The following is a 26,547-nucleotide window of genomic DNA, read 5'->3' as shown; positions in this document are numbered from 1 at the left end:
ATGAGCCTGGCACTGCGATTCGCCGCCGGATCACACGACGGCATGATCCGCGAGCACAACGAGGACTCCGGTTACGCCGGTCCCCGGCTGCTCGCGGTCGCCGACGGCATGGGCGGCCAGGCGGCCGGCGAGGTCGCCAGCTCCGAGGTGATCTCCACCATCGTCGAGCTGGACGAGGACGTCCCGGGCTCCGACATCCTCACCACGCTCGGCAGCTCGGTGGCCCGCGCCAACGAGCAGCTGCGCGTGATGGTGGAGGAGGACCCGCAGCTGGAGGGCATGGGCACCACGCTCACCGCCCTGCTCTGGACCGGTCAGCGCCTCGGCCTCGTCCACGTCGGCGACTCCCGCGCGTACCTGCTGCGGGACGGCGTACTGACCCAGATCACCCAGGACCACACCTGGGTGCAGCGGCTGGTCGACGAGGGCCGGATCACCGAGGAAGAGGCCACCACCCACCCCCAACGCTCCCTGCTGATGCGGGCGTTGGGCAGCGGCGACCACGTCGAGCCGGACCTCTCGGTGCGCGAGGTGCGCGCGGGAGACCGCTATCTGATCTGCTCCGACGGGCTCTCCGGCGTCGTCAGCCACCAGACGCTGGAGGACACCCTCTCCAGCTACCAGGGCCCGCAGGAGACCGTCGAGGAGCTGATCCAGCTCGCGCTGCGCGGCGGCGGCCCGGACAACATCACGGTGATCATCGCGGACGTCCTGGACGTCGACGCCGACGACACCCTCGCCGCGGCCCAGCTCAACGACACCCCGGTCGTCGTCGGCGCCGTCGCCGAGAACCAGCAGCAGTCCGGCGGGGCCTCGCTGCAGACGCCGGCCGGCCGGGCGGCCGAGCTGCGCCGCAGCCAGCAGGCCGTGCCCCCGCAGTCCGCGCCCACCCCGCCGGAGGGCAGCTTCGGCCCGCCCGGCAGCGGTACCGGCGCCGCCGCGCCGCCGCCGCAGGACGGTGGATACGGCGGGGCGTACCAGGACCCGCCCCCGCGCCGCGGCCGGTGGATCAAGCGCTCGCTGCTGATCGCACTGGTGCTGGCGGTGATCGGCGGCGGTCTGTACGCGGGCTGGCGGTGGACGAAGACGCAGTACTTCGTCGGCGCGGACGGCGACCGGGTCGCCCTCTACCAGGGCATCAGCCAGAAGCTGGCCTGGATAGACCTGAGCAGCGTCCAGGAGCGCACCGGCGTCGAACTCAAGTACCTGCCGAAATGGCAGCGCGACGACGTGCAGGCCACCATCACGATGGACAGCCGCGAGCAGGCCGAGGACAAGATCGGCGCGCTCCGCAACCAGGCGGAGGTCTGCAAGATCGTCACCGACGAGCGTCCGTCGGACAGCGGGAAGAACAGCGACGAGATCGGTTCGCAGTTCGGCACCGCCAACCAGGACGACAAGGACAAAAAGGACGGCAAGGACTCCGAAAGCACCGATCCCGGGCCGGAGTTGACGGAAGAGCAGCAGCGGCTCGCCAAGCATTGCCGGATGCCGTGAGGGTCACTGAGCGATGAGTTTCAATCTCGGGAACACCACCATCTCCTCCGGTGGTCCGCCCAGCCGACGCAACACCGAGCTGGCGCTTCTGGTCTTCGCCGTCCTCGTGCCCGTCTTCGCGTACGCCAACGTCGGCCTCGCGATGGACGGCACCATACCGGCGGGCATGCTCGGCTACGGTCTGGGCCTCGGCCTGCTGGCCGGCGTCACGCACCTGGTGGTGCGCAAGTTCGCGCCGTACGCCGACCCGTTGATGCTGCCGATCGCCACGCTGCTCAACGGGCTCGGGCTGGTGCTGATCTGGCGCCTGGACCAGGAGCCCGCACTCAAGCCGTACAACGCCGCCCCGACCCAGCTGATGTGGTCGGCGCTCGGCGTCGCGCTCTTCGTGGGTGTGCTGGTCTTCCTCAAGGACCACCGCATCCTCCAGCGCTACACCTACATCTCGATGGCGGTGGCGCTGGTGCTGCTGACGCTGCCGGTCTTCTTCCCGCCGGTCAACGGCGCGCGGATCTGGGTCACCATTCCGGGTGTGGGTTCGCTGCAGCCCGGTGAGTTCGCCAAGATCGTCATCACCGTCTTCTTCGCCGGCTATCTGATGGTCAAGCGGGACGCACTGGCACTGGCCAGCCGCCGCTTCATGGGCCTCTACCTGCCGCGCGGGCGGGACCTCGGCCCGATCCTGGCGATCTGGTTGCTGAGCCTGATGATCCTGGTCGTCGAGACCGACCTCGGCACCTCGCTGCTGTTCTTCGGCATGTTCGTGGTGATGCTCTACGTCGCCACCGAGCGCACCAGCTGGATCATCTTCGGTCTGCTGCTCTCCACGGCCGGCGCCGTCTTCGTCGCCTCCGTCAACACCCACGTCGGCGACCGCGTGAACAACTGGCTGAACCCGCTGGAGCTGCAGAACGGCGGTGTCACCGAGACCGCCCAGGCGATGTACTCCTTCGGCTCCGGCGGGCTGCTCGGCTCCGGCCTCGGCCAGGGCTTCTCGCGGCTCATCGGCGGTATCGCCACCAAGAGCGACTACATCCTCGCGACGGTCGGCGAAGAGCTGGGCCTGGCCGGGCTGATGGCGATCATCCTGCTCTACGGGCTGCTCGTCGAGCGCGGCATCCGTACCGCGCTCGCGGCCCGCGACCCGTTCGGCAAGCTGCTGGCGGTCGGGCTCTCCGGGGCCTTCGCCATCCAGATCTTCGTCGTCGCCGGCGGTGTCACCGGGCTGATTCCGCTGACCGGTATGACGATGCCCTTCCTCGCGCAGGGCGGCTCCTCGGTCATCGCCAACTGGGCGCTGGTGGCGATCCTGTTGAGGATCAGCGACACGGCCCGCCGGCCGGCCCCCGCGCCCGCACACAATCCCGATGTCGAGATGACCCAGGTGGTGAAGCCGTGAACAAGCCCCTGCGTCGGGTCGCGATTTTCTGCGGGCTGCTGATCATGGCCCTGATGGTCCGGGTGAACTGGGTGCAGTTCGTCCAGGCCGAGGACCTGAAGAACCACGAGGGCAACCGCCGGGTCGCCATCGAGCGCTACGCCCACCCCCGCGGCAACATCATCGTCGAGGGGAAGTCGATCACCGGTTCCGCCGAGACCTCCGGCAGCGACTTCGCGTACAAGCGCACCTACAAGAACGGCCCCATGTGGGCGCCGATCACAGGTCGCGCCTCCCAGGCGTACGGCGGCACCCAGCTCGAGGAGATCTACGACACGATACTGACGGGCAACGACGACCGGCTGTTCTTCAACCGCACGATCGACATGCTCACCGGCAAGCCCCGCGAGGGCGGCAACGTCGTCACCACCCTGAACAACGCCGCCCAGCAGGCCGCGTTCAAGGGGCTGGAGGGCAAGAAGGGCGCGGTCGCCGCGCTCGACCCGCAGACCGGCGCGATCCTCGCCCTGGCGAGCACCCCCTCGTACGACCCCTCCAAGGTCGCCGGCAACTCCAAGGACGACGAGAAGAACTGGGTCGAGCTCAACAAGGACGACGACGACCCGACCCTGAACCGGGCGCTCCGTCAGACCTACGCCCCCGGCTCGACGTTCAAGGTCGTCACGGCTGCGGCGGCGCTGGAGAGCGGCAAGTACGACGTCGACAAGAAGACCGGCATCGAGAGCCCGCTCAAGCTGCCGCAGTCCAGCACCATGCTGGGCAACGACAAGATCAACCCGCTCTGCGACAAGGCCACCCTGCGCAGGGCGATGGAGCTCTCCTGCAACGCCACCTTCGCCGGCATCAGCGACGACGTCGGCAACAAGGGGATGATCGAGCAGGCCGACAAGTTCGGCTTCAACGAAGAGGTCTTCACCCCGGTCCGCGGCGTCGCCTCCGTCTACCCGGAGGACAACCGCCCGCAGAACGCCATGGCAGGTATCGGCCAGGCGTCCAACCGCGCGACGCCCCTCCAGATGGCCATGGTCACCGCGGCGATCGCCAACGACGGCAAGCTGATGAAGCCGTACATGGTCGACCGCCTGGAGGGCCCGCGCAGCACCGTCGAGCAGTTCCAGCCGGAGGAGATCGGCGAAGCGGTCTCCGCCCCGAACGCCAAGAAGCTCCAGGACATGATGGAGTCCGTCGTCGAGCGCGGCACCGGCAGCACCGCCCGCATCGACGGTGTGAAGGTCGGCGGCAAGACCGGTACGGCCCAGCGCGGCGAGGAGAACAAGGACAACCCGTACGCGTGGTTCATCTCCTACGCCAAGGACGACAACGGCTCCCCGGTGGCCGTGGCGGTGGTCGTGGAGGACAGCGAAGCGGCACGCGGCGACATTTCGGGCGGTGGTCTCGCGGCCCCGATCGCGGTGGATGTGATGAAGGCCATTCTCGACGGCAAGCGCTGAGCACGGTACGGCAGTTGAGCGTCACAGGGGCGTAATAGGCAACCGGATCGGCCACCTGGCACGGGTACCGTATGCCCCGAGACAGCGGGTCCGGGTCGAGCGGGCCGAGACGATACGGAAAGGCCGGAGATATGGACGAGCCCCGTCGCCTGGGCGGCCGGTACGAGCTGGGCCAGGTGCTCGGCCGTGGCGGCATGGCCGAGGTGTACCTCGGCCATGACACTCGCCTCGGTCGTACGGTCGCCGTGAAGACGCTCCGTGCGGACCTCGCGCGGGACCCCACGTTCCAGGCCCGGTTCCGCCGCGAGGCCCAGTCCGCGGCCTCCCTGAACCACCCCGCGATCGTCGCCGTCTACGACACCGGCGAGGACTACGTCGACGACATCTCCATCCCGTACATCGTGATGGAGTACGTGGACGGCTCGACCCTGCGCGAGCTGCTGCACTCCGGCCGGAAGCTGCTGCCCGAGCGGGCCCTGGAGATGTGCATCGGCATCCTCCAGGCGCTGGAGTACAGCCACCGCAACGGCATCGTCCACCGCGACATCAAGCCGGCCAACGTGATGCTGACCCGCGACGGCCAGGTCAAGGTCATGGACTTCGGCATCGCTCGCGCCATGGGCGACAACGGCATGACGATGACGCAGACAGCGGCCGTCGTCGGCACCGCCCAGTACCTCTCGCCCGAGCAGGCCAAGGGCGAGACCGTGGACGCCCGGTCCGACCTGTACTCCACCGGCTGCCTGATCTTCGAACTCCTGACCGTGCGCCCGCCGTTCATCGGCGACTCCCCCGTGGCGGTGGCGTACCAGCACGTGCGCGAGGAGCCGCCGACTCCGAGCACCTTCGACCCCGAGATCACGCCCGAAATGGACGCGATCGTCCTGAAGGCGCTCGCGAAGGACCGCGACTACCGCTACCAGTCGGCCGACGAGATGCGCGCCGACATCGACGCCTGTCTGGACGGCCGTCCGGTCGGCGCCGCCGCGCTCAGCCCCGCCGGGTACGGCCACGCCGGCTACGGCGAGGACCAGCCCACCCAGGCGCTGCGCCAGCAGGACTCCCGCACCTCGATGCTCCCCCCGGTCCGCGAGGACGACGGCGGCTACGGCTACGACGAACCCCGCGGACGCAGGCGCGAGAAGAAGAGCCACGTCTCGACGATCCTGCTGGTCGTCGCGGCGGTGCTGGTGCTGATCGGTGCGGTCTTCATGGGCAAGGCGCTCTTCAGCACGTCCAGTTCCGACGACGCCGATGTGCCCAAGCTGGCCGGTCTCACCCTGGAGGAAGCGACCGCCCGGGCCGACAACAGCGGCTTCAAGGTCACCGAGGGCGACAGCGAGCACTGCGAGGAGAAGAAGGGCACTGTCTGCAAGACGGACCCGGCCGCCGACTCCAAAGCGCCCCGGGACAGCACCATCACGCTGACCATGTCCGACGGCCCCGCCCCCGTCGAGGTGCCGGACGTCACCACACAGAACGTGGACGAAGCCAAGAAGTCCCTGGAGGAGGCCGGCTTCTCGGTCGAGGAGAAGGCCGTCTCCTCCGGCACCGAGGACGAGGGCACGGTCATCAAGCAGAACCCGGCGGGCGGCAGCAAGGCCCAGAAGGGCTCGTCGATCACGCTGTCCGTCGTGCGGACCGTGACGAAGACCGTCCCCAGCGTCGTCGGCAAGGACTACGAGGAGGCCAAGCAGCAGCTGGAGGGCCTCGGCTTCACCGTCGCCCAGCGCGAGAAGGACGACGACTCCCGCCCGGAGAACCAGGTCATCAGCCAGAACCCGGCGGCCGGTTCGCAGGCGGCACCGGAGAGTCAGGTCACCCTGGACGTGGCGAAGACCCCGGCGCCCGAGCAGGTCAAGATCCCCGACGTCACCGGCAGCGCGCTCAAGGACGCCCGCAAGGCTCTGGAGGGCGCCGGCCTCAAGGTCGAGGTCCAGGGCCCCGGAGAGGACGACGCCCGGGTGCTGAGCACCGCGCCCGGCGCCAACACCGACGTCCAGAAGGGCTCGGCCGTCCGCGTCATCACGATGCCCGGTGGCGGCGACCCCGGCGGCGGTGACGACGGCGGCTTCATCGGCGGCCCCGGCTTCGGCAACAGGTCGGCCGACGGCGAGCCGGGCGGCAAGGGCTGGCCGCACCGCCGCGACCAGGACGACTGACCGGCCGAGACCGCGCCGCACTCCGACGGCGCGGCGGCCGGACCGGACAGCACGAGGGGCCGGTGCGCACTCCCCAGCGGGGGAGGCGCACCGGCCCCTCGTCGTTTCGTCCGCACCCCGGGCCCGCCCGACCCGCCTCCTCGCGTACGGCGCGTCCTCTGCGCGCAGGGCGCGCAGGGCGCGCAGGGCGCGTACGGCGCGTACGGCGCGTAGGGCAGGGGCGGCAGGGGCGGCACGTACGGCCCGCGTCCGCCGCGTTGTGCGGTGCTCAGCGGGCGTCGTACGCCTCAACCCCCGTTCGCCGTACGGAGAACGGCGTGGCGCGCCGCGTCCGGCGGCCGGGCCGCGACGGGCGGCGCGCTCCGTTCAGCGCCGCACGGGACTCAACCGGCCCTGCCGCCCTGGTCACCGCCGGCAGCGTCGGTCTCGGACTGCTTGGCGCGCACCTCGGGGTCCAGCGCCGTGCTGCCCTCCTGGGCGCCCTCGGCGAGGTCCTCGCCCACCTCGGTCGCGGCGGGCGGCTCGACCAGCCAGTCCGGGTTGGCCTGACGCTCCCACCAGCGGTAGGCGGCGTACGCGCCTCCTGCCACCAGACCGACCAGCGCGAGCCGCTTCACGGCCCTGCCGGTGCGGGCGCGCCGGGCACGGCGCCTGGTCAGCTTGTCGACCTCGGCGGCCGTGACCTCGCCGCGCAGGGCCGCCAGCGCGGCCGTGGAACGGGCCACCGCCTCGTCCTTGGCGGGGAGCGCTGCGGCTCGGGCGGCCTCCAGCCGGGGCCCGGCGTACTCGGCGGCGTGCCGGGCCGCCTCGCGGGTGCGCTCCGCCGCCTCACGGGTGCGTCCGGCCGCCCTGGTCGCCGCGTCGTCCAGCGCCGGCGGCAAGGTGTCCCGGGCATGGCTCAGTCGCGGTGCCACATGGGCCTGGTACTGCTCTCGGGCACTGAGCTGGGCCTGCCGCGCGCTCAGCTGGGCCTGCTTGGCTCCGAGCTGCGCCTGCTGCGCCGCGTGGCCGACCTTCGGTGCCACCGTGTCCTTGACGGCCTTGGCGTGCCGCATACCTTCCCTGGCGCTGCCGGTAGTCGCGGCGCGCACATCATCGATGCGGGTCACGGAACCTCCTCCTCGGTGGCGTACTTCGTCGAGCATGCCTGGCTGGAATCCCGCGGGACGTCAGACAGGGCGTCTCGATCACGTGCATCTCGATCGCCTGCCCCGCCTGCGCGGGTCTACGCAATACAGCTACCCATTGGATACCGATTGCCTCGCTAAGGGCGACAATGCCACGGTTCGCGCATAGGCGCGCTGATTCCCCCTCGGGTGCCCGCGCCCGACCCGGCATGGGAGGATCGACAGCCGCACAGAGGACTATGGAAGGTAGATCGTGGCTGAGCAGCTCTACGCCACCCTGAAGACCAACCAGGGCGACATCGAGGTCCGGCTCTACCCGGACCACGCACCCAAGACGGTCAAGAACTTCGTCGAGCTCGCCGAGGGCTCCCGCGAGTGGACCAACCCGTCCACGGGCCAGAAGACGACCGACAAGCTCTACGACGGCACGGTCTTCCACCGGGTCATCAGCGGCTTCATGCTCCAGGGCGGCGACCCCCTGGGCAACGGCACCGGCGGCCCGGGCTACGAGTTCGGCGACGAGTTCCACCCGGACCTGTCGTTCAACCGCCCGTACCTGCTGGCCATGGCCAACGCGGGCCCGGGGACGAACGGTTCGCAGTTCTTCATCACCGTCGCCCCGACCGCGTGGCTGACCGGCAAGCACACCATCTTCGGTGAGGTCACCGACGACGCGGGCAAGAAGGTCGTCGACACCATCGGCGCGACCCAGACCAACCCGCGCACCGACCGTCCGGTGCAGGACGTCGTGATCGAGTCGGTCGTCATCGAGCGTCGCTGAGCGCGCTCCGGCGCCGCCGGGAACCCTGGCGCCCCATCCGTCCGTAGGACGGGTGGGGCGCGTCCTGTCGGCGGCGGGCCACCACGGTCCGGTCACCGTCCGAGGCGAAGGAAGAGCCATGGATCACCAGCAGGGCGATCACGGTCAGGGGCAACACCAACTGCCCGGCTGCTACCGGCACAAGGAGCGGGAGACCGGCATCAGCTGCACCCGCTGCGAGCGGCCGATCTGCCCCGAGTGCATGATCTCCGCCTCGGTCGGCTACCAGTGCCCGGAGTGCGTGCGCGAGGGCTCGGGGACGGGCCACTCGCCGGCCGCGAACCAACCGCGCACGGTCGCCGGCGGGCTGCTCGTGTCGGACACCCGGCTGGTCGTGAAGATCCTTCTGGCGATCAACGTGACGGTCTTCGTCGCGGTGTTGGCGGTCGGCGACGATCTGGTGAGCCGGCTGGCGATGATCGCGTACGCCATCGACCCGGGCACGTTCTCCATGGTCGGCGTCGCGGACGGCCAGTGGTACCGCCTGGTGACCTCGGCCTTCCTGCACCAGGAGTTCTGGCACATCGGCTTCAACATGATGGCGCTGTGGTTCCTCGGGCCGCCGCTGGAGCAGGCGCTCGGCCGGGTGCGTTTCATCACGCTCTATCTGCTGTCCGCGCTCGGCGGCAATGTGCTCACCTACTGGCTGATGGCACAGAACGTGCTCTCGCTCGGTGCCTCCGGCGCGATCTTCGGCCTCTTCGGCGCCACGGCGGTGCTGATGCGGCGGATGCGCTCGGACATGCGTCCCATCGCGGTGCTGCTCGGCATCAACCTGGTGATCACCTTCCTCCCCGGCCTGAACATCGCCTGGCAGGCGCACCTCGGCGGCCTGATCGTCGGCGCGGTGGTGGCGTACGCGCTGGTGCACGCGCCCCGGCAGAGCCGGACGGCGGTGCAGTACGGCACCTGTCTGGCGGTGCTGGCGCTGCTGCTCGTCGCCTGCGTGGTGCGCACCTCGATACTGCTGGGCTGAGCCGTCGCGCGGGGTGGGGACAGCCGGGTTCGAATGGCTGTGTGAACACTCTGTGCACATCTCTCCCCAGGAGTTATCCACAGCGGGTGAGCGATCTTGTGCATGAACCTTCGAAGACGGCTGCCACCTCGCACAGTGGTGCGTTTCTCAGGGACTTTCAGGCACGAGGAAGCCCCGGCCGAGGTACCGACCGGGGCTTGGTCCAGCGTCACGCGCCGAGTTATCCACAGATCTTCGGAACTTTTCCCAGCCCTGTGGACGAACTGTGGATAACTTCAGGGACGAAGCTACTTCCACTGAGTGGAGACCACGAACCCGACACCGATGAAGCCGAAGCCGACCAGGATGTTCCAGTTGCCCAGCGGGTCGATCGGGAACTTGCCCTCCGTCACATAGAAGACGACGATCCACGCGAGGCCGATGGCGAACATCGCCAGCATCAGCGGCGCGACCCAGCCCCGTCCCGAGGAGAGATCGATCTTCGTCTTCTGCGGCTGCCTGCTCCCCTCGGACGCGGGGCGGTCCTTCTTCTTTCGGATTCGTGACTTCGGCACGAGGAGATCTCCTGTCGATGCGCTCCGACCGCGCGGGCTTCATACTGCTGCGGTCCGTTAGCGTAGTGCTTCCGGGTGGGAAGGAGACAAGGGTACGGTGACCACTTCGGCCAGATCGATCGCGTCCCTCTTCCGACCGGCGCGGCTCGCCACCATCGGCATCTTCGCCCTCGCGGGAATGATCTTCTGGGTCAGTTTCAACACCGCACAGGGCACCAATATCCGCAGCGACGAGTCCATGTTGAGGTTCTCCGACCTCATCGACGAGCGTAGCCGCGAGAACCGAAAGCTGGAATCCTCCACCGCGAAGCTTCGCAAAGAAGTGCAGGGCCTGGCCAAACGGGACAGCGGCGGAAGCGCCGAGGAGCGCAAGCGCCTCAGCGACGTCGAGCGCAACGCCGGGGCGGCGAAGGTCGCCGGCAAGGGGCTCACCGTGACCCTCACCGACGCCCCCAGCGACGCCACCGCCCAACTCCCCGGCTGGCCCGAGCCCGAGCCCGACTACCTGGTGATCCACCAGCAGGACCTCCAGGCCGTGGTGAACGCGCTCTGGCAGGGCGGCGCCGAGGGGATCAAGGTCATGGACCAGCGGCTGATCTCCACCAGTGCGGTCCGCTGCGTCGGCAACACCCTCATCCTCCAGGGCCAGTTGTACTCACCGCCGTACACGGTCACCGCGGTGGGCGACCCGGAGAAGCTGAAAAAGTCGCTCGACACCAACAAGACGATCGACATGTACAAGAAGTACGTCGACGCCTACGGCCTCGGCTGGAAGGTGGACGAGCACCGCAGCACCACCCTCCCCGCGTACACCGGTGCGGTCGAGCTCCACCACGCCGAGCCCGTCGAGTAGCCGGCCTCCGGCGCGGCCGACCGGCACCGGCCGGGCACGGGCCGGCGCGCTCCCCGGCCGACGGCCGCGCGGGTGGCGGCAGGGGGCACGCGTCCGTGACGGACAGCACGTGGTCCGTTCTGTCGGGACAGATCCCCGAGCGCCGCGCCGCCACGTACTCTGGTCCCGGCGCGACCGGCGCGCTCGGCGATCACCACGGGCGGCGAGTGAAGGGACGGACGGGGTAGCTCATGTACGGCTGGATCTGGCGGCACCTGCCGGGGAACACCCTGCTGCGATCGGCGCAGTCACTCGTCCTGTTCCTCGCGGTGGTGTACGTGCTGTTCCAGTACGTCTTCCCGTGGGCGGAGCCGCTGCTGCCGTTCAACGACGTCACCGTCGACGAGAGCTGACGCGGGCATGCGCGCCGGTGGCACGGACAGGACCGACAGGGGAAGACAGCCCACATGAGCACACGGATTCTCGTCGTCGACAACTACGACAGCTTCGTCTTCAACCTCGTGCAGTACCTGTACCAGTTGGGTGCCGAGTGCGAGGTCCTGCGCAACGACGAGGTGCGCACCGAGCACGCCCGGGACGGCTTCGCCGGGGTCCTGCTCTCGCCCGGCCCGGGTACGCCCGAGCAGGCCGGCGTCTGCGTCGACATGGTGCGGCACTGCGCGGCGACCGGGGTGCCGGTCTTCGGGGTCTGCCTGGGCATGCAGTCGATGGCGGTGGCGTACGGCGGTGTGGTGGGCCGGGCGCCGGAACTCCTGCACGGCAAGACCTCGTTGGTCAGCCACGAGGGCGAGGGCGTCTTCGCCGGGCTGCCCTCCCCGTTCACCGCGACCCGCTACCACTCGCTGGCCGCGGCACCGGAGTCCGTGCCGGCCGAGCTGGCCGTCACCGCGCGGACCGAGTCCGGCGTGATCATGGGCTTGCGGCACCGCGAACTCCCCGTCGAGGGCGTGCAGTTCCACCCCGAGTCGGTCCTCACGGAGTGGGGGCACCTGATGCTCGCCAACTGGCTCGTCCAGTGCGGTGACACCGGAGCCGTCGACCGATCCCGCGGGCTGGCCCCCGTGGTCGGCACGTGACTCACCCGCACGACCCGTACGGCGAGCCGACCGACCTGGAGGACGCGGTCGGCCGGCTGAGCGACCCGCTCAACGACCCGCTGCCCGGCGCCGCGCCCCGCCCGCCGACCCCGCGGGCTGACAGCGCCGCGCACCGGGGCGGGCAGCAGGGCGGTACGGGTTCGCCCTGGTTCCGTCCGCAGCAGGCACGGGCCGAGCAGCAGCCGTACGCGGGCGGCTACACCCCCGCAGCGGCGGCTGCCGGGTCCTCCCCGGACCACAACTCACCACGCTGGCGCGGCCCGCAGGCGGAGTACGACCCGCTCAACGACCCACTGCCGGGAACGACGGGGGCACCGGGAACGACGGAGGCACCAGGGACGACCGGGGCGCCGGGTCAGGGGCGTCGGAGAACGCCGGAACGTTCGGCCGGGCCGCAGAGCGACACCGCACCGGGCCGCTCGCCCGACCCGCTCAACACCCCGCTCAACGACCCGCTCAACGACCCGCTTTCGGGCGCCGACGCCGACCGGCCGACCGGCGACGGTCCCCCGGCCGGGCGCGGCCGACGTCGGCGCGAGTACGAGCCCGAACGCGACGGGCAGCGGCGCACGCACACCCCCGAGGACCGGCCGGACCACGAGCCGCGCCGGCGTCGGGCCGCGCGGCCCGACGCTCGGAAGAAGCCGTACGAGGGCCAACCGCCCGCCGACAGCGAGACGATGGCGCTCCGTCAGGCCGAGAAGAGCGCGACCGCAGCGAGCACCGGTACGGCCGCGAACGGTGGCCGGAAGAAGGACGGGGACGAGCCGGACGACGCCGGCGGGCGGGTCGCCCGCCGGAAGGCGGCGGCCAGAGCCGCCAAGCAGCGCAGAACCGACCTCGGAACGGTCGCGAGCCGCGCCGTGGGTGAGTTGTTCATCACCACCGGCGTACTGCTGCTGCTCTTCGTCACCTACCAGCTGTGGTGGACCAACATCCAGGCCAACCAGCAGGCGAACAAGGAAGCCAACAACCTGGAGCGGTCCTTCGAGGCGGGCGACGGCGAGGAGCCGGAGGCGTTCGAGGCGGGCGAGGGTTTCGCGATCATGTACATCCCCAAGCTGGACGTACGGGTGCCGGTGGCCGAGGGGATCGAGAAGGGCGGAGTACTCGACCGCGGCATGGCCGGCCACTACGACAAGAAGTCGGGCATCGAAACCGCCATGCCCTGGGACAAGAAGGGCAACTTCGCGGTCGCCGGCCACCGCAACACCCACGGCGAACCGTTCCGCTACATCAACAAGTTGGACGAGGGCGACGAGATCATCGTCGAGACGCGAAGCACGTACTACACGTACGAGGTGGCCAGTCGACTGGCCTCGACCTCGCCGCGCAACATCGACGTCGTCAGTCCCGTGCCCAAGGAGTCGGGCTTCACCAAGGAGGGCCGGTACCTCACGCTGACGACCTGTACTCCGGAGTTCAGCTCCAAGTACCGTCTCATCGTGTGGGGCACAATGGTCGACGAACACCCCCGGAACGAGGGCAAGCCGGACGCACTCGGCTGACCCCGGCGAAAGCGGCAGACGGACCGGCGGCACGGCAGCGCGTTCAGTCAACGGTGGGAGTGGAACAGTGACGGACGAGCGGGACGGCGCGGGGACGCCGGACGACTCCGCTGCGGACGGCCACCCGCGGACCCGGCGCAGGCGCCGCCGTCCCACCAGGAGCGCTGAAGTCCGCGCCATCGGCGGGGAGTCGACCCCCGGGCCGGGTTCCGGGCCGGGTTCCGGGCCGGGTTCCGAGGACATACCGGTCGGTACCCCGGACGGAGCCGCCGAGGACGTTCCCGAAGCCGCCGGGGCGGCCGAAGCGCCGGCCGCCGACCGTGACCGTGACCGTGACGACAACGACCGCGAGGAGAGCGGCGCGGTCGGGGGCAGCAGGGTCGAGAAGGGGCGCGTCGAGACCGCACCCGCCGCCGACGGGGACGACTCCGGCGGCGACAGCGACTCGGCACAGGACGCCGCCGTCACCGGGGGTTCGAGCTCCGACAGTGCGTCCGCTCCGGGCGACGGGGCGTCCGCTCCGGGCGACGAGGCGGCTTCCCGCGAAGAGGCGGCTTCCCGCGAAGAGACGGCGTCCGACGAAGGGACGTCCGGCGAGGAATCTGCGGCCGGCGAGGCCTCGGGCGGAACGAAGGCAGCGGCGCAGAGCGGGAGTTCGGCGGAAACCGCACCCAAGTCCCGCGCCGCACGCGGGCGTTCGCGCGGGAAGCTGGCGGCCGTGGTCAGCGTGAGCGGTGAGCTGCTGATCACCGCGGGCGTGGTGCTCGCTCTTTTCGTCGTCTACTCGCTGTGGTGGACCAACGTGCTGGCCAACCGCGAGGCGGACCGGGAGTCCGACCGGGTCCGCGACAACTGGGCCGCCGACCGCGACGTGGGCGCCAACGTCCCCACCGGTCCCGGCGAGTTGGACACCCGGGACGGCATCGGCTTCCTGCACGCGCCGGGGCTCGGCAAGAAGGAGATCCTGATCAAGCCGGGCACCGATCCCAAGGAACTGAACCAGGGGATCGCGGGCTACTACAAGAGGCCGGTCAAGTCGGCGATGCCGTGGGACGAGTCGGGGAACTTCTCGCTCGCCGCCCACCGCGACGGCCACGGTGCCAAGTTCCACAACATCCACAAGCTCAAGGACGGCGATCCGCTGGTCTTCGAGACCAAGGACACCTGGTACGTCTACGAGGTGTACTCGAGCCTTCCGGAGACCTCGAAGTACAACACCGAGGTTCTCGACGACGTCCCCAAGGAGTCCGGCGCCACTGAGAAGGGCCGGTACATCACCCTCACCACCTGCACCCCGGTCTACACCTCGAACTACCGCTACATCGTCTGGGGAGAGCTGGTGCGCACCGAGAAGGTCGACGCCGACCGCACCCCGCCCGGCGAGCTCGGCTGACGCACCCCGAGGCGCCCCGCCCGTGTCCGGGCCACCGGCGCAACGCTCCCGGCCCGATCCGCCGGAAAGCCAACTCCGTTCGCACGCCGTCGAGTTCGCCCACCCGGTCGCGTACGCCACGCGGCGCGTACGTCCCCGAGGCCGGCGTACGCCACCGAGCGCCTGTGCCAACCGGCGTGCGTACGCCACGCGACCCGTACGCCACGCTGCCCGTACGCCGGGCCCGGTCGGTTGCGGCGGGGCCCGCTGCGAGCGGGCCGGCGACGGCGGAGGCCGGTACCCGCCGCTGGGGCGGAGTACCGGCCGTTGCCCGCAGGGGCGGGAGACGCGGTCACGGGGAACGCGCGTCCCGCCTCTGCGGTGTGTGCGGGTGGATCAGGCGGTGTGGAGAGTGAGCCCGTAGCGGCTCAGGATCTCGTTCACCGGCTGGTACCAGGTGCGGCCACCGGCCGAGCAGTTGCCGTGCCCGCCGGAGGTGACGCCCTGGGCCTGGTCGCCGGAGATGAACGAGCCGCCGGAGTCGCCGCCCTCGGCGCAGACGCTGGTTCCGGTCATCTGGTGGACCGCACCCTGCGCGTAGTTGATGGTCTCGTTGTGGGCGAGGACGGTGCCGCAGTGCCAGCCGGTGGTGGATCCGGAGCGGCAGATCGAGGAGCCGACCGGGGCCACGTTGGAGCCGCGGACGAGCCGGTCCGGGATGGCGCCGTAGCCGAGCACGACCGGCTCGGTCCACCAGCCGCTGCCGACGTTCACCCAGGCGAGGTCGTCACCGGGGAAGGACGAACCCTGGAAGTGGCCGATCTGCGAGTTGTCCCAGCCGCGCACCTGCTGGCCCTGCGGTCCGCAGTGGCCGGCGGTGACGAAGCCGCCGTGCACGGAGAAGCCGATGGAGCAGCGGACGTTGCCGGTGTAGTACGGGTCGCCGCCGACCGTGCCCGCGGCGAACGTGCTCGGCGCCTCGGCCGCGTCGGCGCGGACCGTCACCGGACCGGCCGCCTTGGCACGCTTGATGAAGTCCTTGGTCGCGGCGTCCTTCTTCGCTCCCTTGACCAGGCTCACCACGACCTCGTTGGCGCGGGTGTCGACGCCCCAACCGGCCACCTGGGAGGGGGCGTTCTTCTTGGTGACGAGGGCGTCGATGTCCGCCATCGCCCTGTCCAGGGTGCGTGCGCTGTACTTGGCCGACACCGTTTCGGCGCCGGTTCCGCGTACGGCGTCGGCGCGGTTGCCGTCGGTGAGGGCGACGGTGAGCTTGCCCGTCTCCTCGTCGTACCAGCTGCCGGCGTAGGCGCTGCCCGCCGCCTTCTCCGCGGTGGGTGCGACCTCCGCCGCGGTCGCCTCGAGGGCGAGCCGGGCACGGGCCTCCTTGGCGCTGAGACCGAGGTCGGTGCTCATGGCCTCGATCAGGCCCGGGGAGTACTCGAGGTTGTTGGTGGGGGCGGCCATCGCTGCGGTGGCGGGGCCGGTGGCGGCGATGCCGCCGAACAGGAGGAGAGCGGACAGGCCGACTCTCACAACACGTCTGCGTCGCATGGGGGTTGATGCCCTTCTGTTGTTGCCGGGGGTGAGGTTGCAACAGCAGTCTGGGAGCGCTCTCAGTCCGCAGCATGAGAGTAGAGAGCGCGACTTGTCTTGTCCATACCAATGAGGCCGGTACTGCGCGGAACTGTCGGAGAGTCGAGGAACATCGCCGTATCGCATGCCCAACTCCCATATAAACGTGGTGGGTTGGGCACGAGCGACAGTAGATGGGCCCCCTCGTTCCCCGGCATTCACTTCGCCCCCTGCCGCCTCAGCAGGCACCGCGCACGCCGCTGCCTGCGTGTGCGACACGGGGTGCGCGAAGTGACCGGGGTGCGCGAGGTGCGCGGTGGACGCAGGTGCTCGGGGCGGCGCCGAAGCGGGCACAGGCAGGCGGGCAGACGCCGCCGGACACGCGCGAACGGGTCGGCACGCGCGAACGGGCGGTGTGCGTACCGGAGTTCGGTACGCACACCGCCCGTCGTGTGCGCCGCGGGGGCATCACGGGCCGTGGTTCAGCCGGGCACCTTGTCGAGGAAGCCGTACACACCCTGGATACGGCCGTCCTCGGTGGTGACGGCGACGTCGAAGCCGATGGCGATCGGCTCGGCGCCGGCCTGGGCGACGAGGCCCCAGCGGAAGCGGGCGATGTTGTGGTGCGCGTCGACCTCGCCGAGCAGCTCGAACCGCAGGCCGGCGAACTGCTCCTGGGCACCCTGGACGACGGCGCCCATGCCGTCGTGGCCGGCGACGGAGGCCAGCGGGTCGACATAGACGGCGTCGTCGGTGAACTGCTCGCTGATCGCCTTCGCGCGGCGCTCGGCGTCCGGCTCGTTCCAGATGTCCAGGTAACGCTCGACGACCGCGTTCAGATCAGCCATGGCAACTCCTTGGTGGTCAATGCCTGTTCGGCCCCGTCAGTAGTGTTTTCAGTCTGTTGGTGGGCTTATGGCGGAGCAATGCGGAGCGGCAGACTCCGTCAAGTCACGACGTCGGGCACCAGGTCCACAGCGCCCCGGCCCGCACTTCGAGGGTGGCGCGGTCGCCGAGCGTGTCCTGGTACTCGCCGTCGTGCTCCAGCGGCAGCCGCTCGCCGTCCAGCCGCTCGACGACGATGGTCCGGCCGCGCGCGTAGACGGTGTCGGGCAGCTCCAGATGCGCTGCGGTCCGGGTCAGCTCGGGCACGCGGGAGGCGGCGACGGACCCGCCGATGACGCACACGTCCAGCAGTCCGTCGTCGGGCTCGGAGTGCGGGAGCACGAGGTACTGGCCGCCCCGGTAACGGCCGCCGCCCACGTTCGCCAGCACCGTCGGCCCCTCGTGGACCACCTCGCCGTCCACGGTGACCCGGCCGGGGTAGGGGCGGTGGGCGTCGGCCGCCCGGGCGAACGCCTCGGCGTACCGGGCGCGGCCGTGCAGCGGGATCGTACGGGCGATCGGCAGCGCCTCGGCGATCACGCCGCTGCACGCGCCCAGGAAGACCAGCTGCGCGGTTTCGCGCAGCAGCGCGAGGTCGAGCCGCCGCAGCCGGGCCCGGTCGCCGGGGTGCAGCAGCAGGGCGGTGAGCGCGTCGGCCCAGGGGCGGTCTCCCCAGATCATGCGGTAGCCGGAGTTGCCCGTGCCGCCGGGTACCAGGGCGAGAGCCGCGGGCGCGGGCGCGTCGGCCATGCCCTGGACGACCTCGCGCACGGTCCCGTCCCCGCCGACCGCGACCACCAGATCGGGTCGGACCTCGGTGGACGGCACGGCGGTCCCGTCGGAGCGCTCGGCGGTCCCGTTCGAGCGAACGACCTCCGGCGCGTGCGGGGCGTACGGGCGGCGGAGTGCCCGGCCGACGGCGTCCGTCGCGTCGCGGCGGGCGGTGGTGAGGTGGACCTCCACCGCGTCGAGCCGGGCCGCGCAGAGGTCCCGCACCTCGCGCAGCAGGGTCTCGCTGTGGCTCCCGGACGCGGGGTTGGCCACGATGAGGGCGCGGGTGGGCCTCGCGCCCGGTGAGCCCGAGTACGCGGCGGCGGACGGAGAGAGAGCGGCCGGAGCGGGTCCCGGCTGGGTGGCCGTGGTGTCCATCGTTGCGGGCTCTCCTCGCGTGGTGGGTGGCGCCGGTCGGCGCCACCGACAACGGAGTTGCCCACACGGCGTGGCAAACGGAGCGGAGAGGGCAGGATTCGAACCTGCGAGGGCCATGAAGACCCGGCCAAGTGCAAAGCACCCGGACCCCGTTGGGCCGCTTCGGGTACCTCTCCACGTCTTCCCGGTTCGGATGTTCCTTCCCGGTGACAAGGACGACTCTGCCGGGGTGTGCTGACGTCCCCCTGACACCTCTCTGACTCGGGTGCGGGCCCCGTACTCCCGTACGGAAATACGCGCCGGGGCGTACGCCGGGGCGGACACTGCGGGGCTCTGCGACCGGTCCGCGCCCTGCTACCTCGTCAGGTCGGCCGGGCGGCACCGCACGGCGTACCGGGCACGACGAACGCGGCCGGCGGACACCTGACGAAGTCACCGCAATGCGGTAAGTCGCCCATGTGCGACGAAGCACTCTGGTAAGCCGTTCGAACGGGGAGGCTTCTGTGCTGAACTTCGAGATCTTGGGCGGCGTGCAGGTGCACACGCCCAGCGGCGTGCACAAAGTGAGCGGACAGTCCAGGCGGGTGCTGTTGCAGGCCCTGCTGGTGAGCGAAGAGCACACGGTGGGCCACGGCGCACTGATCGAGGAGCTGTGGGGCGAGGACGTGCCGAACGGTGTCGTCAACGCGTTGCAGGCCCACATCAGCAGATTGCGCAAGTGGCTGCGGTCGATAGACGACGGCTCCAGCGGCGTACAGCTGCTGAGCTACGCGCATGGATACCAACTTTCCCTGGGGAAAGCCCGGTTGGACGCCACGGACTTCGGCTCGGCGATCGCACGCGGCGTGGAACTCGCGGCGGACGACCCGGCCGACGCGGTCAGGACGCTGAGAGCCGCCCTGCGGATGTGGCGCGGACCGGTCTTCGGCGGCGACTGCGGCGGGTTGATGTGCGAGTGCGCGGCAACCCGTTTCAACGAACTGCGGTTGCAGGGGCTGGAGTCGCTCTTCGACGCCGAACTCGCCCTGCGCAGGGAAGGCCAGTTGCTGGGCGAGCTGAACCAGGCGCACCGGGAGAACCCGCTGCGGGAGCGCTTCTGCGGCCAGCTGATGATCGCGCTCTACCGGTCGGGCCGGCAGGCGGAGGCGCTGGAGGTCTACCACCGCACCCGACGCCGGCTCAGCGACGAACTGGGCATCGACCCGACGCCCGAGCTGCGGAAGTTGGAGGAGTGCATCCTCCAGCACGCCCCCCAGCTGCGCCACGTCGAGTCCGAACTGACGCTGCTCTCCGCCCGCCTGGCGTGATCCGACCGGCCCTGCACCAGAGGCAGCACGTGCGAAGACCCCGCACCCACGAGATCCGGCCCCCGTCACGGAGGCCGGATCTGGTGCGTACGGGGCCGTACGCAGCGCCCCCGTACGCACCAGATCCGGCCTCCGTGACGGGGGCCGGATCTCGTGGGTGCGGGGTCTTCGCACGTGCTGCCTCTGGTGCAGGGCCGGTCGGATCACGCCGGAGGGGGCGGACGGCAGTCGCCGTCCGCCCCCTCCGAAGGTCAACTCAGCTGCCGGCGCCGACCGTTCCGGCGCTCGCAGCCCCTGCGCTCGCGGGCGTCGGCGCGGGCGCGGCGTCGAGCAGCGCGTCGAGCTCGGCGAGGGCGCGGGCGCCTCCGGCGAGCGCGTCGGGGTCGTCGGGCGCCCCGATGATGCCGAAGAACGTCTCGACCACGGCCTGTTGGAAGGCGCTGACGTCGGGCAGCGCCATGGCTGCGTTCTGCGGCGTGGTGGGCGGGTTCACGATCGTCTCGGACATGGCTCTCTCCGTCTCCTCGGGCCGTCGTCGGCCCGTAGCTCGGGGCCTTCGGCAGAACGCACGCGTCAGAAGGCGTTGGCTGCGCGGAAGATGTGGGCGAAGGCGCCGAGGTCGGCGCGGCCCTGGAAAGCGACGTACTCGGGGAGCACCGCGTGCGGCGCCCACTTCTCCTTGTAGGAGAGCTGGGTCCGGGCGGGGTAGACCGCCTCGCCGTTCTCCCAGAGCCAGTGCATGAACCACTGGAACGCGCTGCTGCGGCCCGGGAGTTCGTGTTCCTCGGCCAGCCCGGTGAACGGGGTGAAGCCGAAGTGCAGCCACCGGACGCCCTCCGTGCGGAAGACCTCGATCGCGGTGGAGTTGATGGCCTCCATGACGCCGGGCGGGCCCTCGGGGACGCGCCGGCTGAGGTCGTGCATCCAGCCCTGCCTGCTGCCGAAGACCGGTGCGTAGGAGATGTAGCCGATCGGCCGGCCCTCGATGCTGCCGAGGAACAGCCGTCGTTCGGCCTGTGCCCGCCCGCCGGTCTGACCGACCAGGAACTCCAGCGGGCGGGCGGCCTCGCCCTTGGTGCCGAGCCAGGCCGCGTCGATCTCGGCGACCGCCTCGGCGTGGCCGGCCAGGTCCACCTCGGTGACCTGCAACCCGGCCCGGAACGAGCGGGAGATCTTGTTGCGCAGCTGCATGAAGCGGGTGCCGCGCAGGGTGAACCGCTCCAGGTCCACGGCGTACGAGGCGCCTACCTGGTTCACCGTGAAGCCGTTGCGGGCGTACAACTCCGCATCCGCGCGGGCGAGTTGTACGCCGACGACGGTCGCCGAACGCTCCCGGGCGTGGCCGAGGAACTCGTGCAGCAGCTCGGCACGGTCCCCTTCGGCCGCGAAGGGGCCGCCGAGCTGGACCAGGAAGCGCCCCGCGGCGCGGTAGCTGATCACCCCGTCCAGATGCGGGCGGCCGAACGACGAGGTGCCCTCGTTGAGCGCCAGGAACGAGCTCGGGTTGTCCGCTCCCGTATGGGCGCCGATGGCTTCCCGTATTTCCTCGAAGTTTGCTGTCGCGACCTGCATGGCGTTCCTCTTCCCGGCCGGCACCACATGAGCTGTACGCCTCATTGAATTCACCTTCAGTGCCCAGCAGTAGAACACCGAAGAATTTCCCCGACAAGGCCCAGATGACGAAGTATCGAGAAATCAATTCCCTGTCAGGGGCGCGTAAGCGACGAGTCAGCGAGGGCCCCAAACCTTGCGTTGCGCACGCCGCGACCGGGCGACGCGCTCCTGCCTGACCGCCAAGGCCCGAGAGGGGCGTTACGTCGTGGCCAAACTGCTGGGAAACGGTGTGGTGCACGCGCTGTGCGCGGAGTGGGGGGCACCCGTCGAGGCGGCACCGCCGGACGCCGGGCCCGCACTGCACACCATGGCCGCCTGGGGCTCGGAACTGCGGCCCGAGAACATCCCCTGCCGCGTGCTGAAGCTGGCGGCCAGCCAGGTCCTGTCGCAGATCGCTGCCGTCCGCGCCGGATCGGCGCACCCGCTCGGCCGCCGCCTGCTCCAGGCGTTCGGCGACCCCCTGGGCGACGACCCACGGATCTCCGCCGGCGTCCTGGCCGGCCTGGGCTCCTGGCTCAACCTGGACGACACGGCGTACGCGGGCCATCTGTCCAACTCCACGGTCGCCGTACCGCTGGCGTACGCGCACGCCTACCGCCTGGACGGGCTCTCGCTGCTCACCGCGGTCGTCGCGGCGAACGAGTGCGCCTCCCGGATCACCGCCGCCGCGACGCTCGGTCCGCTGCGCGGGCAGAGCGCGGTGCACACCCATCTCGCCGGCGCGGTGGCCGGCCGGCTGGCCTGCGAGGGCGCGACCACGAGCGTGTGGGAGAACGCCCTCGGGCTCGCCCTCGGAATGCCCAACTGGCCGCTCATGCGCGCCTTCCTGGCCAGCGACGCCCGGCTGCTGAACACCTTCACCCCGGTCCGCACGGCCATGGACGCCTGCGACGCCGCGCGGGCCGGGCTGCTGGGCGCCTCCGACCTGATCGAGCACCCCGACGGCTTCCTCGCGCGCTTCGCCACCGTGCCCCTGCCCGACGCCGCCACCGCGGGGCTGGGACGGCGCTGGCACACCGAGACACTGTCGTTCAAGATGCACCCCGGCGGCCCCGGAATCGACGCCGCGGTGGACTGCGCCGCCGAGATACACCGGGCGCTCGGCCCGGTGGAGCCCGAGGACGTGCGGGAGGTCGTGGTCGAGGCCTCGGTGTACACGCTGTTCGCCGGCAAGCACGCGGAGCGGTACGTGACGGGGCCCGGCTCGCCGCAGGGCGCGCTGGTCCTGCACGTCCCCTACCCGGTGGCCACGACCCTGCTGAACGGGGCGTTCACGGTCGACGACCTCGCCGCTCCCGCGACCGACGACTCCCGGCGGTGGGCACTGGCCGACCGGGTCCGGCTGGTCCACGACACCGAGATGACCAGGGAACTGCTGCGCTCGGACGCGCCGTTCGGCGAGGCGGTGCGCCAGGCGGGCGCCGCGGGACGCGGCTGGCTGCGGGACTTCGGCGGCGATCGGCTGGTCGAACTGGCCGACCACCGCGAGCCGTTCAACCGGGACTTCGCCAGCTCGACCAAGTCCACCGGGGCCCGTGTCACCGTGCGCCTGACCGACGGGCGCAGCTTCACCCGCGAACGCCTCATCCCGCTGGGCGCCGCGGGACAGGACACCAGATCGCACCATCCACGGCTGGTGCGCGAGAAGTTCGTCTCGCTCGGCGGCCCCGCCTCGGTCGCGAACGAGGCGTCGAGGCTGCACCGGATGCGGCCCGAGGAGCTGCGCCGCTGGATCGAGGCGGCACTGCGCAGCTGAGCCCGGCCCGCACCGCCCGCGACCGCCCCACAACCGCCCCACGACCACCCCGAGCCGGGCCCCGGGTCCGAGCCGGGCCCGGGGCACGCTCCGGTCGATTCCCTTCGGCTCCCCCTCAAAGGTCGGAACGAGCGTGCCCCGGGCCCTTCTGTTTCCCGTACGCAGCGGCACCGGGAATTCACGCACCTTCACACCGGTTCGCTCCGGCGATTCTCCCGACCGATTACCCATCCATTCGAGTCAGAACCGCGTCAGTCAATCGTCAGATTCTTTTGACACGGTCTGACGCGTGCTGGCCGACGCTTGCCAGGCAATGAGGAGGCAGTCGCAATGTTTCCGAAAGGGAATACCACGCTCGCAGCTGCGGAAAGCGGTGTGACCGCGCCGGAGCCGACCTCGCAGGAACGCGGGAGGCCGCTGCTCAGCTACCAGTCCTATGTGGGCGGCGAGGATCTGCCCAACAGCGCCTGGGTGTACACGATCAGCTCCCGCTCGCTCCTGGAGGACGTTTTCACCGGCGTCTCGCTCAAGCGGGAGCTGGAGCAGAACCCGCAGTCCGAGGCGGCGGAGCACCCGTACGTCGTCGGGCGGGTGGCCGTCGCGACCGACGAGGAGAACGACCGGGCGCTGCACGCGGCGGCCGAGGCGGCGCCGGTGTGGGCCGCGGTCCCGCTGGACGAGCGCATGCGTCTGGGAGAGCTGTTCCGCGAGGCGCTGCTGGAGCACCGCCAGGAGTTCCTGGACATGCTCGTCGCCGAGGCGCACCCGCTCAAGCTCGCCCGCTGGGAGCTGAGTTGCCTGTTGGAGGTCTACAGCAGGGAGAACTGCCACTGGTACCGCAAGCGAATGTACTCCGAGTGCTCCTACGCCGGCCGCACGCTCATCTCGCACCGGCAGCCCGACGGGGTCGTCTGCTTCAACCCGCCGCAGAACGCGCCCGCCCCCAGCGCCGCGCTCGCCGTCCTGGCGCTGATGGCCGGCAACGCGGTGGTCGTACGGGCACCGCGCAGCATCCCGCTCAGCACCATGTTCGTGCTGCGCGACATCGTCGCCCCGCTGCTGGAGAAGGTCGGCGCTCCGCCCGGCACCCTCAACGTGGTCTGCGGCAACGCCCGCAGCACGATGGACAAGTGGGTGAGCAGCCCGCTGGTCGACGACATCTTCTACATCGGCGGCAGCGACCAGGGACTGCGCTTCCAGGAGCAGTGCATCGCGGCCGGCAAGAAGCCGATCCTCGAACTGGCGGGCAACGACACGATCGTCGTCTGGAAGGACGCCGACCTCTCGCTCGCCGCAGAGGCGATCACCGAGTCGTTCTACGGCTCGGGGCAGATCTGCATGGTGCCCAACACCGTGCTCGCCCACCCGGAGATCGTCGAGGAGCTGATCGGGCACGTGAAGGAGAAGATCCGCGGCATCCGGCCCGGCTTCCCCGAGGACCCCGACGTACTGCTGTCCCCGGTGCGGCGCAGCGAGAAGTTCTTCGGACTGCTGTCCCAGGCACTGGAGGAGGGCGCCGAGCTCGTGTGCGGCGGCCACCGCATGGAGGTGGACGGGACCCGCTCGGACACCGGCGTGTTCCTGGAGCCGACCGTGCTGCGGGTGGACGGGCTGGAGCGCGGTCGGCGCATCGAGGCGGTCATGCAGGAGACCTTCTTCCCGCTGCTGCCCATCGTCGCGGTCGAACCGGCGCCCGCCGAGGAGCTGCGCGAGACGTTCGTCCGGTTCGTCAACGCCAACGCCTACGGCCTGCGCAACTCGCTGTGGTCCAAATCGCCGCGGGTCATCAACACCTTCGTCAGCCGCACCACCAACGGCGGCCTGCTGAAGGTCAACGACTCGCACATCGGCTTCCTGCCCTATCTGCCGAGCCACGGCGGCACCGGGATGACCGGCGGGGTGTTCGGCGAGGCCAACTACCCGATGTTCAAGACCTCGCACCTCCAGGGCGTGAGCATCAGCGAGGGCATCAGCCCCTACCGCGCGGTCTTCGGCGACTGACCGCACCCGGCCCGTGCCCGCACCCCCGCACGCACCCGGGCCACCCGCACCCGCCGACCGGCACGTCGCGCCGACACCCGCCGGCACGACGACCGGCCCGTGAAGTCGGCGCCGCCCCGACACCGTCGTACCCAGTCATCGCACCCCGGAGGTGCCCGCACATGCGCACTCTCGACAATGCCCGCGACACCTGCGACCGGCTGCATCCCGGTCTGTGCAAGGCACTTGACGCCATCCCGTTCGCCGAACGGGAGAGCCCCGGCGACGGCGGAAGCGCCGTGATCGACCTGTTCCGCCGGCACGACGGGGTGGGGCTGCTCGTACCGACCGAGTACGGCGGGCACGCGGCCGACCCGGTCGAGACCGTCCAGGTCATGCGGGCGCTCGGCTCCTACTCCCCCTCCCTCGCGGCCGGCACCGCCATGCACCACTTCACCGCCGCGATGCTGTTCTCGCTGGCGGAGACGGCGGGGCGGCTCACCGACGCGCAGAACGCGGTGCTGGCCGACGTCGTACCGGGCCGGCGGCTGATGGCCTCCGGCTGGTCCGAGGGGCGGACCGCGCAGAACATCCTCGCGCCCACGGTCAACGCCCGTCCGACGGAGGGCGGTTACCTGCTGAGCGGCGCCAAGAAGCCGTGCAGCCTGGCCCGTTCGATGGATCTGCTGACCGCTTCCACGGCCCTGCCCGGCCCGAACGGCACGCCGGGGCTGGCACTCGCGCTCGTCCCCGCGGACTCGCCGGGCGTCTCCGTCCACCCCTTCTGGGGGAACGAGGTGCTTGCCGCCGCGGAGAGCGACGAGGTGCGGCTGGACGACGTGTTCGTCCCCGAGGACCTGCTCGTGACGACCACCGAGGACGATCCGACCCGGCTCGACGATCTCCAGACCGCCGGCTTCGTCTGGTTCGAGCTGATCATCTCCTCCTGCTACGCCGGCGCCGCCGCCGCACTGGTGGAGGAGGTGCTGCGGCGAGGCAGGGGCCCCAGCACCGAACGCGCCCAGCTCGCCGTACGGTCCGAGGCCGCGTTCGCCCTGCTGGAGGGCGCCGCGCGGGCGGTGCGGGACGGGCTGGCAGGCGAGGAGGCCGTGGCCGCGGTACTGGTCGCCCGGTACGCCGCGCAGGAGTCGATGGCCGCGGTCGCCGACCAGGCGCTGGAGCTGCTGGGCGGCATGGACTTCATCCAGTCCTCCGACCACTCCCGACTCGCCCGCGCCGTCAGGCCGTTGGCGTTCCACCCGCCGTCCAGGGTCGCCGCCGCGGAACCGCTGCTCGGCTGGTTCGCCGGCGGATCGCTCGAACTGTCCTGACCCGGACTGGACCCGCGCGGCGCGAGAGCCGCGCGGCCCACCGCGCGCACCCGTCCCGCACCCCAGCGCGCACCCGTCCCGCGCCCCGCCGAGCACCCGCCGCACTCCGACCCGGAGAACCGGCGCACTCCGAC

22 protein-coding genes and 1 tRNA gene are annotated in these 26,547 nt (G+C 70.8%); 15 read left to right on the top strand and 8 right to left on the bottom strand.

What is annotated here, in order from left to right:
* From JGS22_RS09605 to pknB, 4 genes are all read left to right on the top strand, one after another.
* Positions 1-1,497, top strand: coding sequence for a Stp1/IreP family PP2C-type Ser/Thr phosphatase (locus tag JGS22_RS09605; RefSeq protein ID WP_236073093.1), 1,497 nt, complete (start codon positions 1-3; stop codon positions 1,495-1,497).
* Positions 1,498-1,510: 13 nt separating this feature from the next.
* On the top strand, positions 1,511-2,896 hold the full coding sequence (locus tag JGS22_RS09600) for an FtsW/RodA/SpoVE family cell cycle protein (RefSeq protein WP_211040921.1): 1,386 nt from the start codon (positions 1,511-1,513) through the stop codon (positions 2,894-2,896).
* Positions 2,893-4,347: a peptidoglycan D,D-transpeptidase FtsI family protein gene (locus JGS22_RS09595; RefSeq protein WP_211040922.1), complete on the top strand. Its 1,455-nt coding sequence runs from the start codon at positions 2,893-2,895 to the stop codon at positions 4,345-4,347. The genes JGS22_RS09600 and JGS22_RS09595 overlap by 4 nt, the downstream gene beginning before the upstream one ends.
* Positions 4,348-4,478: 131 nt before the next feature.
* On the top strand, positions 4,479-6,509 hold the full coding sequence (pknB, locus tag JGS22_RS09590; protein WP_211040923.1) for a Stk1 family PASTA domain-containing Ser/Thr kinase: 2,031 nt from the start codon (positions 4,479-4,481) through the stop codon (positions 6,507-6,509).
* A gap of 383 nt (positions 6,510-6,892) precedes the next feature.
* Here pknB and JGS22_RS09585 read toward each other — a convergent pair whose 3' ends face one another.
* Entirely contained in the window at positions 6,893-7,618 is a 726-nt protein-coding gene (locus JGS22_RS09585) for a DUF5324 family protein (protein ID WP_211040924.1), read from the bottom strand.
* 271 nt (positions 7,619-7,889) lie between these two features.
* Here JGS22_RS09585 and JGS22_RS09580 point away from each other — a divergent pair, with 271 nt between their 5' ends.
* Together JGS22_RS09580 and JGS22_RS09575 are read left to right on the top strand one after the other, a co-directional pair.
* Positions 7,890-8,417, top strand: a complete 528-nt coding sequence (locus JGS22_RS09580; RefSeq protein ID WP_211040925.1) for a peptidylprolyl isomerase — start codon at positions 7,890-7,892, stop codon at positions 8,415-8,417.
* 118 nt (positions 8,418-8,535) lie between these two features.
* Positions 8,536-9,432 carry a rhomboid family intramembrane serine protease gene (locus JGS22_RS09575; protein WP_211040926.1) on the top strand — a complete coding sequence of 299 codons (897 nt, stop codon included), beginning with the start codon at positions 8,536-8,538 and terminating at the stop codon, positions 9,430-9,432.
* 287 nt (positions 9,433-9,719) lie between these two features.
* On the opposite strand, the gene crgA is transcribed toward JGS22_RS09575, so the two are convergent.
* Positions 9,720-9,986 carry a cell division protein CrgA gene (gene crgA, locus JGS22_RS09570; RefSeq protein WP_211040927.1) on the bottom strand — a complete coding sequence of 89 codons (267 nt, stop codon included), beginning with the start codon at positions 9,984-9,986 and terminating at the stop codon, positions 9,720-9,722.
* 178 nt (positions 9,987-10,164) lie between these two features.
* On the opposite strand from crgA, the gene JGS22_RS09565 reads away from it, so the two are divergent.
* The 5 genes from JGS22_RS09565 to JGS22_RS09545 all read left to right on the top strand — a co-directional run bounded on the left by JGS22_RS09565 (position 10,165) and on the right by JGS22_RS09545 (position 14,837).
* The gene (locus JGS22_RS09565) at positions 10,165-10,839 is read left to right on the top strand and encodes a DUF881 domain-containing protein (protein WP_211040934.1); all 675 of its coding nucleotides are present in this window, start codon (positions 10,165-10,167) and stop codon (positions 10,837-10,839) included.
* A gap of 230 nt (positions 10,840-11,069) precedes the next feature.
* Positions 11,070-11,231: a hypothetical protein gene (locus tag JGS22_RS09560; RefSeq protein WP_211040928.1), complete on the top strand. Its 162-nt coding sequence runs from the start codon at positions 11,070-11,072 to the stop codon at positions 11,229-11,231.
* A gap of 54 nt (positions 11,232-11,285) precedes the next feature.
* Positions 11,286-11,915: an aminodeoxychorismate/anthranilate synthase component II gene (locus tag JGS22_RS09555; protein WP_211040929.1), complete on the top strand. Its 630-nt coding sequence runs from the start codon at positions 11,286-11,288 to the stop codon at positions 11,913-11,915.
* Positions 11,912-13,444: a class E sortase gene (locus tag JGS22_RS26180; RefSeq protein WP_308405592.1), complete on the top strand. Its 1,533-nt coding sequence runs from the start codon at positions 11,912-11,914 to the stop codon at positions 13,442-13,444. Before JGS22_RS09555 ends, JGS22_RS26180 begins: the two co-directional genes overlap by 4 nt.
* Before the next feature lie 709 nt (positions 13,445-14,153).
* Complete coding sequence (locus JGS22_RS09545; RefSeq protein ID WP_216815077.1) at positions 14,154-14,837, top strand: class E sortase; 684 nt, start codon at positions 14,154-14,156, stop codon at positions 14,835-14,837.
* Between the two features lie 375 nt (positions 14,838-15,212).
* On the opposite strand, the gene JGS22_RS09540 is transcribed toward JGS22_RS09545, so the two are convergent.
* From JGS22_RS09540 to JGS22_RS09525, 4 genes are all read right to left on the bottom strand, one after another.
* Positions 15,213-16,370, bottom strand: coding sequence for a S1 family peptidase (locus JGS22_RS09540; protein WP_211040930.1), 1,158 nt, complete (start codon positions 16,368-16,370; stop codon positions 15,213-15,215).
* A 503-nt stretch (positions 16,371-16,873) separates the two neighbouring features.
* The gene (locus JGS22_RS09535; RefSeq protein WP_211040931.1) at positions 16,874-17,239 is read right to left on the bottom strand and encodes a nuclear transport factor 2 family protein; all 366 of its coding nucleotides are present in this window, start codon (positions 17,237-17,239) and stop codon (positions 16,874-16,876) included.
* 103 nt (positions 17,240-17,342) lie between these two features.
* Positions 17,343-18,425 (bottom strand): diacylglycerol/lipid kinase family protein, encoded by a 1,083-nt coding sequence (locus JGS22_RS09530; RefSeq protein WP_211040932.1) that lies wholly within the window; start codon positions 18,423-18,425, stop codon positions 17,343-17,345.
* 83 nt (positions 18,426-18,508) lie between these two features.
* Positions 18,509-18,601: transfer RNA gene (locus JGS22_RS09525), tRNA-OTHER, on the bottom strand.
* A gap of 327 nt (positions 18,602-18,928) precedes the next feature.
* Here JGS22_RS09525 and JGS22_RS09520 point away from each other — a divergent pair.
* On the top strand, positions 18,929-19,732 hold the full coding sequence (locus tag JGS22_RS09520) for an AfsR/SARP family transcriptional regulator (protein ID WP_211040933.1): 804 nt from the start codon (positions 18,929-18,931) through the stop codon (positions 19,730-19,732).
* 256 nt (positions 19,733-19,988) lie between these two features.
* Here the strand turns inward: JGS22_RS09520 and JGS22_RS09515 are convergent, their stop codons facing one another.
* Both JGS22_RS09515 and JGS22_RS09510 read right to left on the bottom strand, forming a co-directional pair.
* On the bottom strand, positions 19,989-20,240 hold the full coding sequence (locus JGS22_RS09515; RefSeq protein WP_216814914.1) for a hypothetical protein: 252 nt from the start codon (positions 20,238-20,240) through the stop codon (positions 19,989-19,991).
* Positions 20,241-20,305: 65 nt separating this feature from the next.
* Entirely contained in the window at positions 20,306-21,304 is a 999-nt protein-coding gene (locus JGS22_RS09510; protein ID WP_211042186.1) for a bifunctional lysylphosphatidylglycerol flippase/synthetase MprF, read from the bottom strand.
* Positions 21,305-21,653: 349 nt separating this feature from the next.
* Between JGS22_RS09510 and JGS22_RS09505 the strand changes: the two genes are divergently transcribed.
* From JGS22_RS09505 to JGS22_RS09495, 3 genes are all read left to right on the top strand, one after another.
* Entirely contained in the window at positions 21,654-23,102 is a 1,449-nt protein-coding gene (locus JGS22_RS09505) for an MmgE/PrpD family protein (RefSeq protein ID WP_211042185.1), read from the top strand.
* A 375-nt stretch (positions 23,103-23,477) separates the two neighbouring features.
* On the top strand, positions 23,478-25,103 hold the full coding sequence (locus JGS22_RS09500; protein ID WP_308405591.1) for an aldehyde dehydrogenase family protein: 1,626 nt from the start codon (positions 23,478-23,480) through the stop codon (positions 25,101-25,103).
* A 161-nt stretch (positions 25,104-25,264) separates the two neighbouring features.
* A complete protein-coding gene (locus JGS22_RS09495; protein ID WP_211042179.1) occupies positions 25,265-26,413 on the top strand; it encodes an acyl-CoA dehydrogenase family protein in 1,149 nt (382 codons plus the stop codon).
* Positions 26,414-26,547 lie beyond the last annotated feature (134 nt).

Source organism: Streptomyces tardus (assembly GCF_018101125.2).
Lineage (GTDB): Bacteria > Actinomycetota > Actinomycetes > Streptomycetales > Streptomycetaceae > Streptomyces > Streptomyces tardus.
The sequence above is the reverse complement of the archived record's forward strand: the minus strand, read 5'-3'. Positions and strand labels throughout refer to the sequence as shown.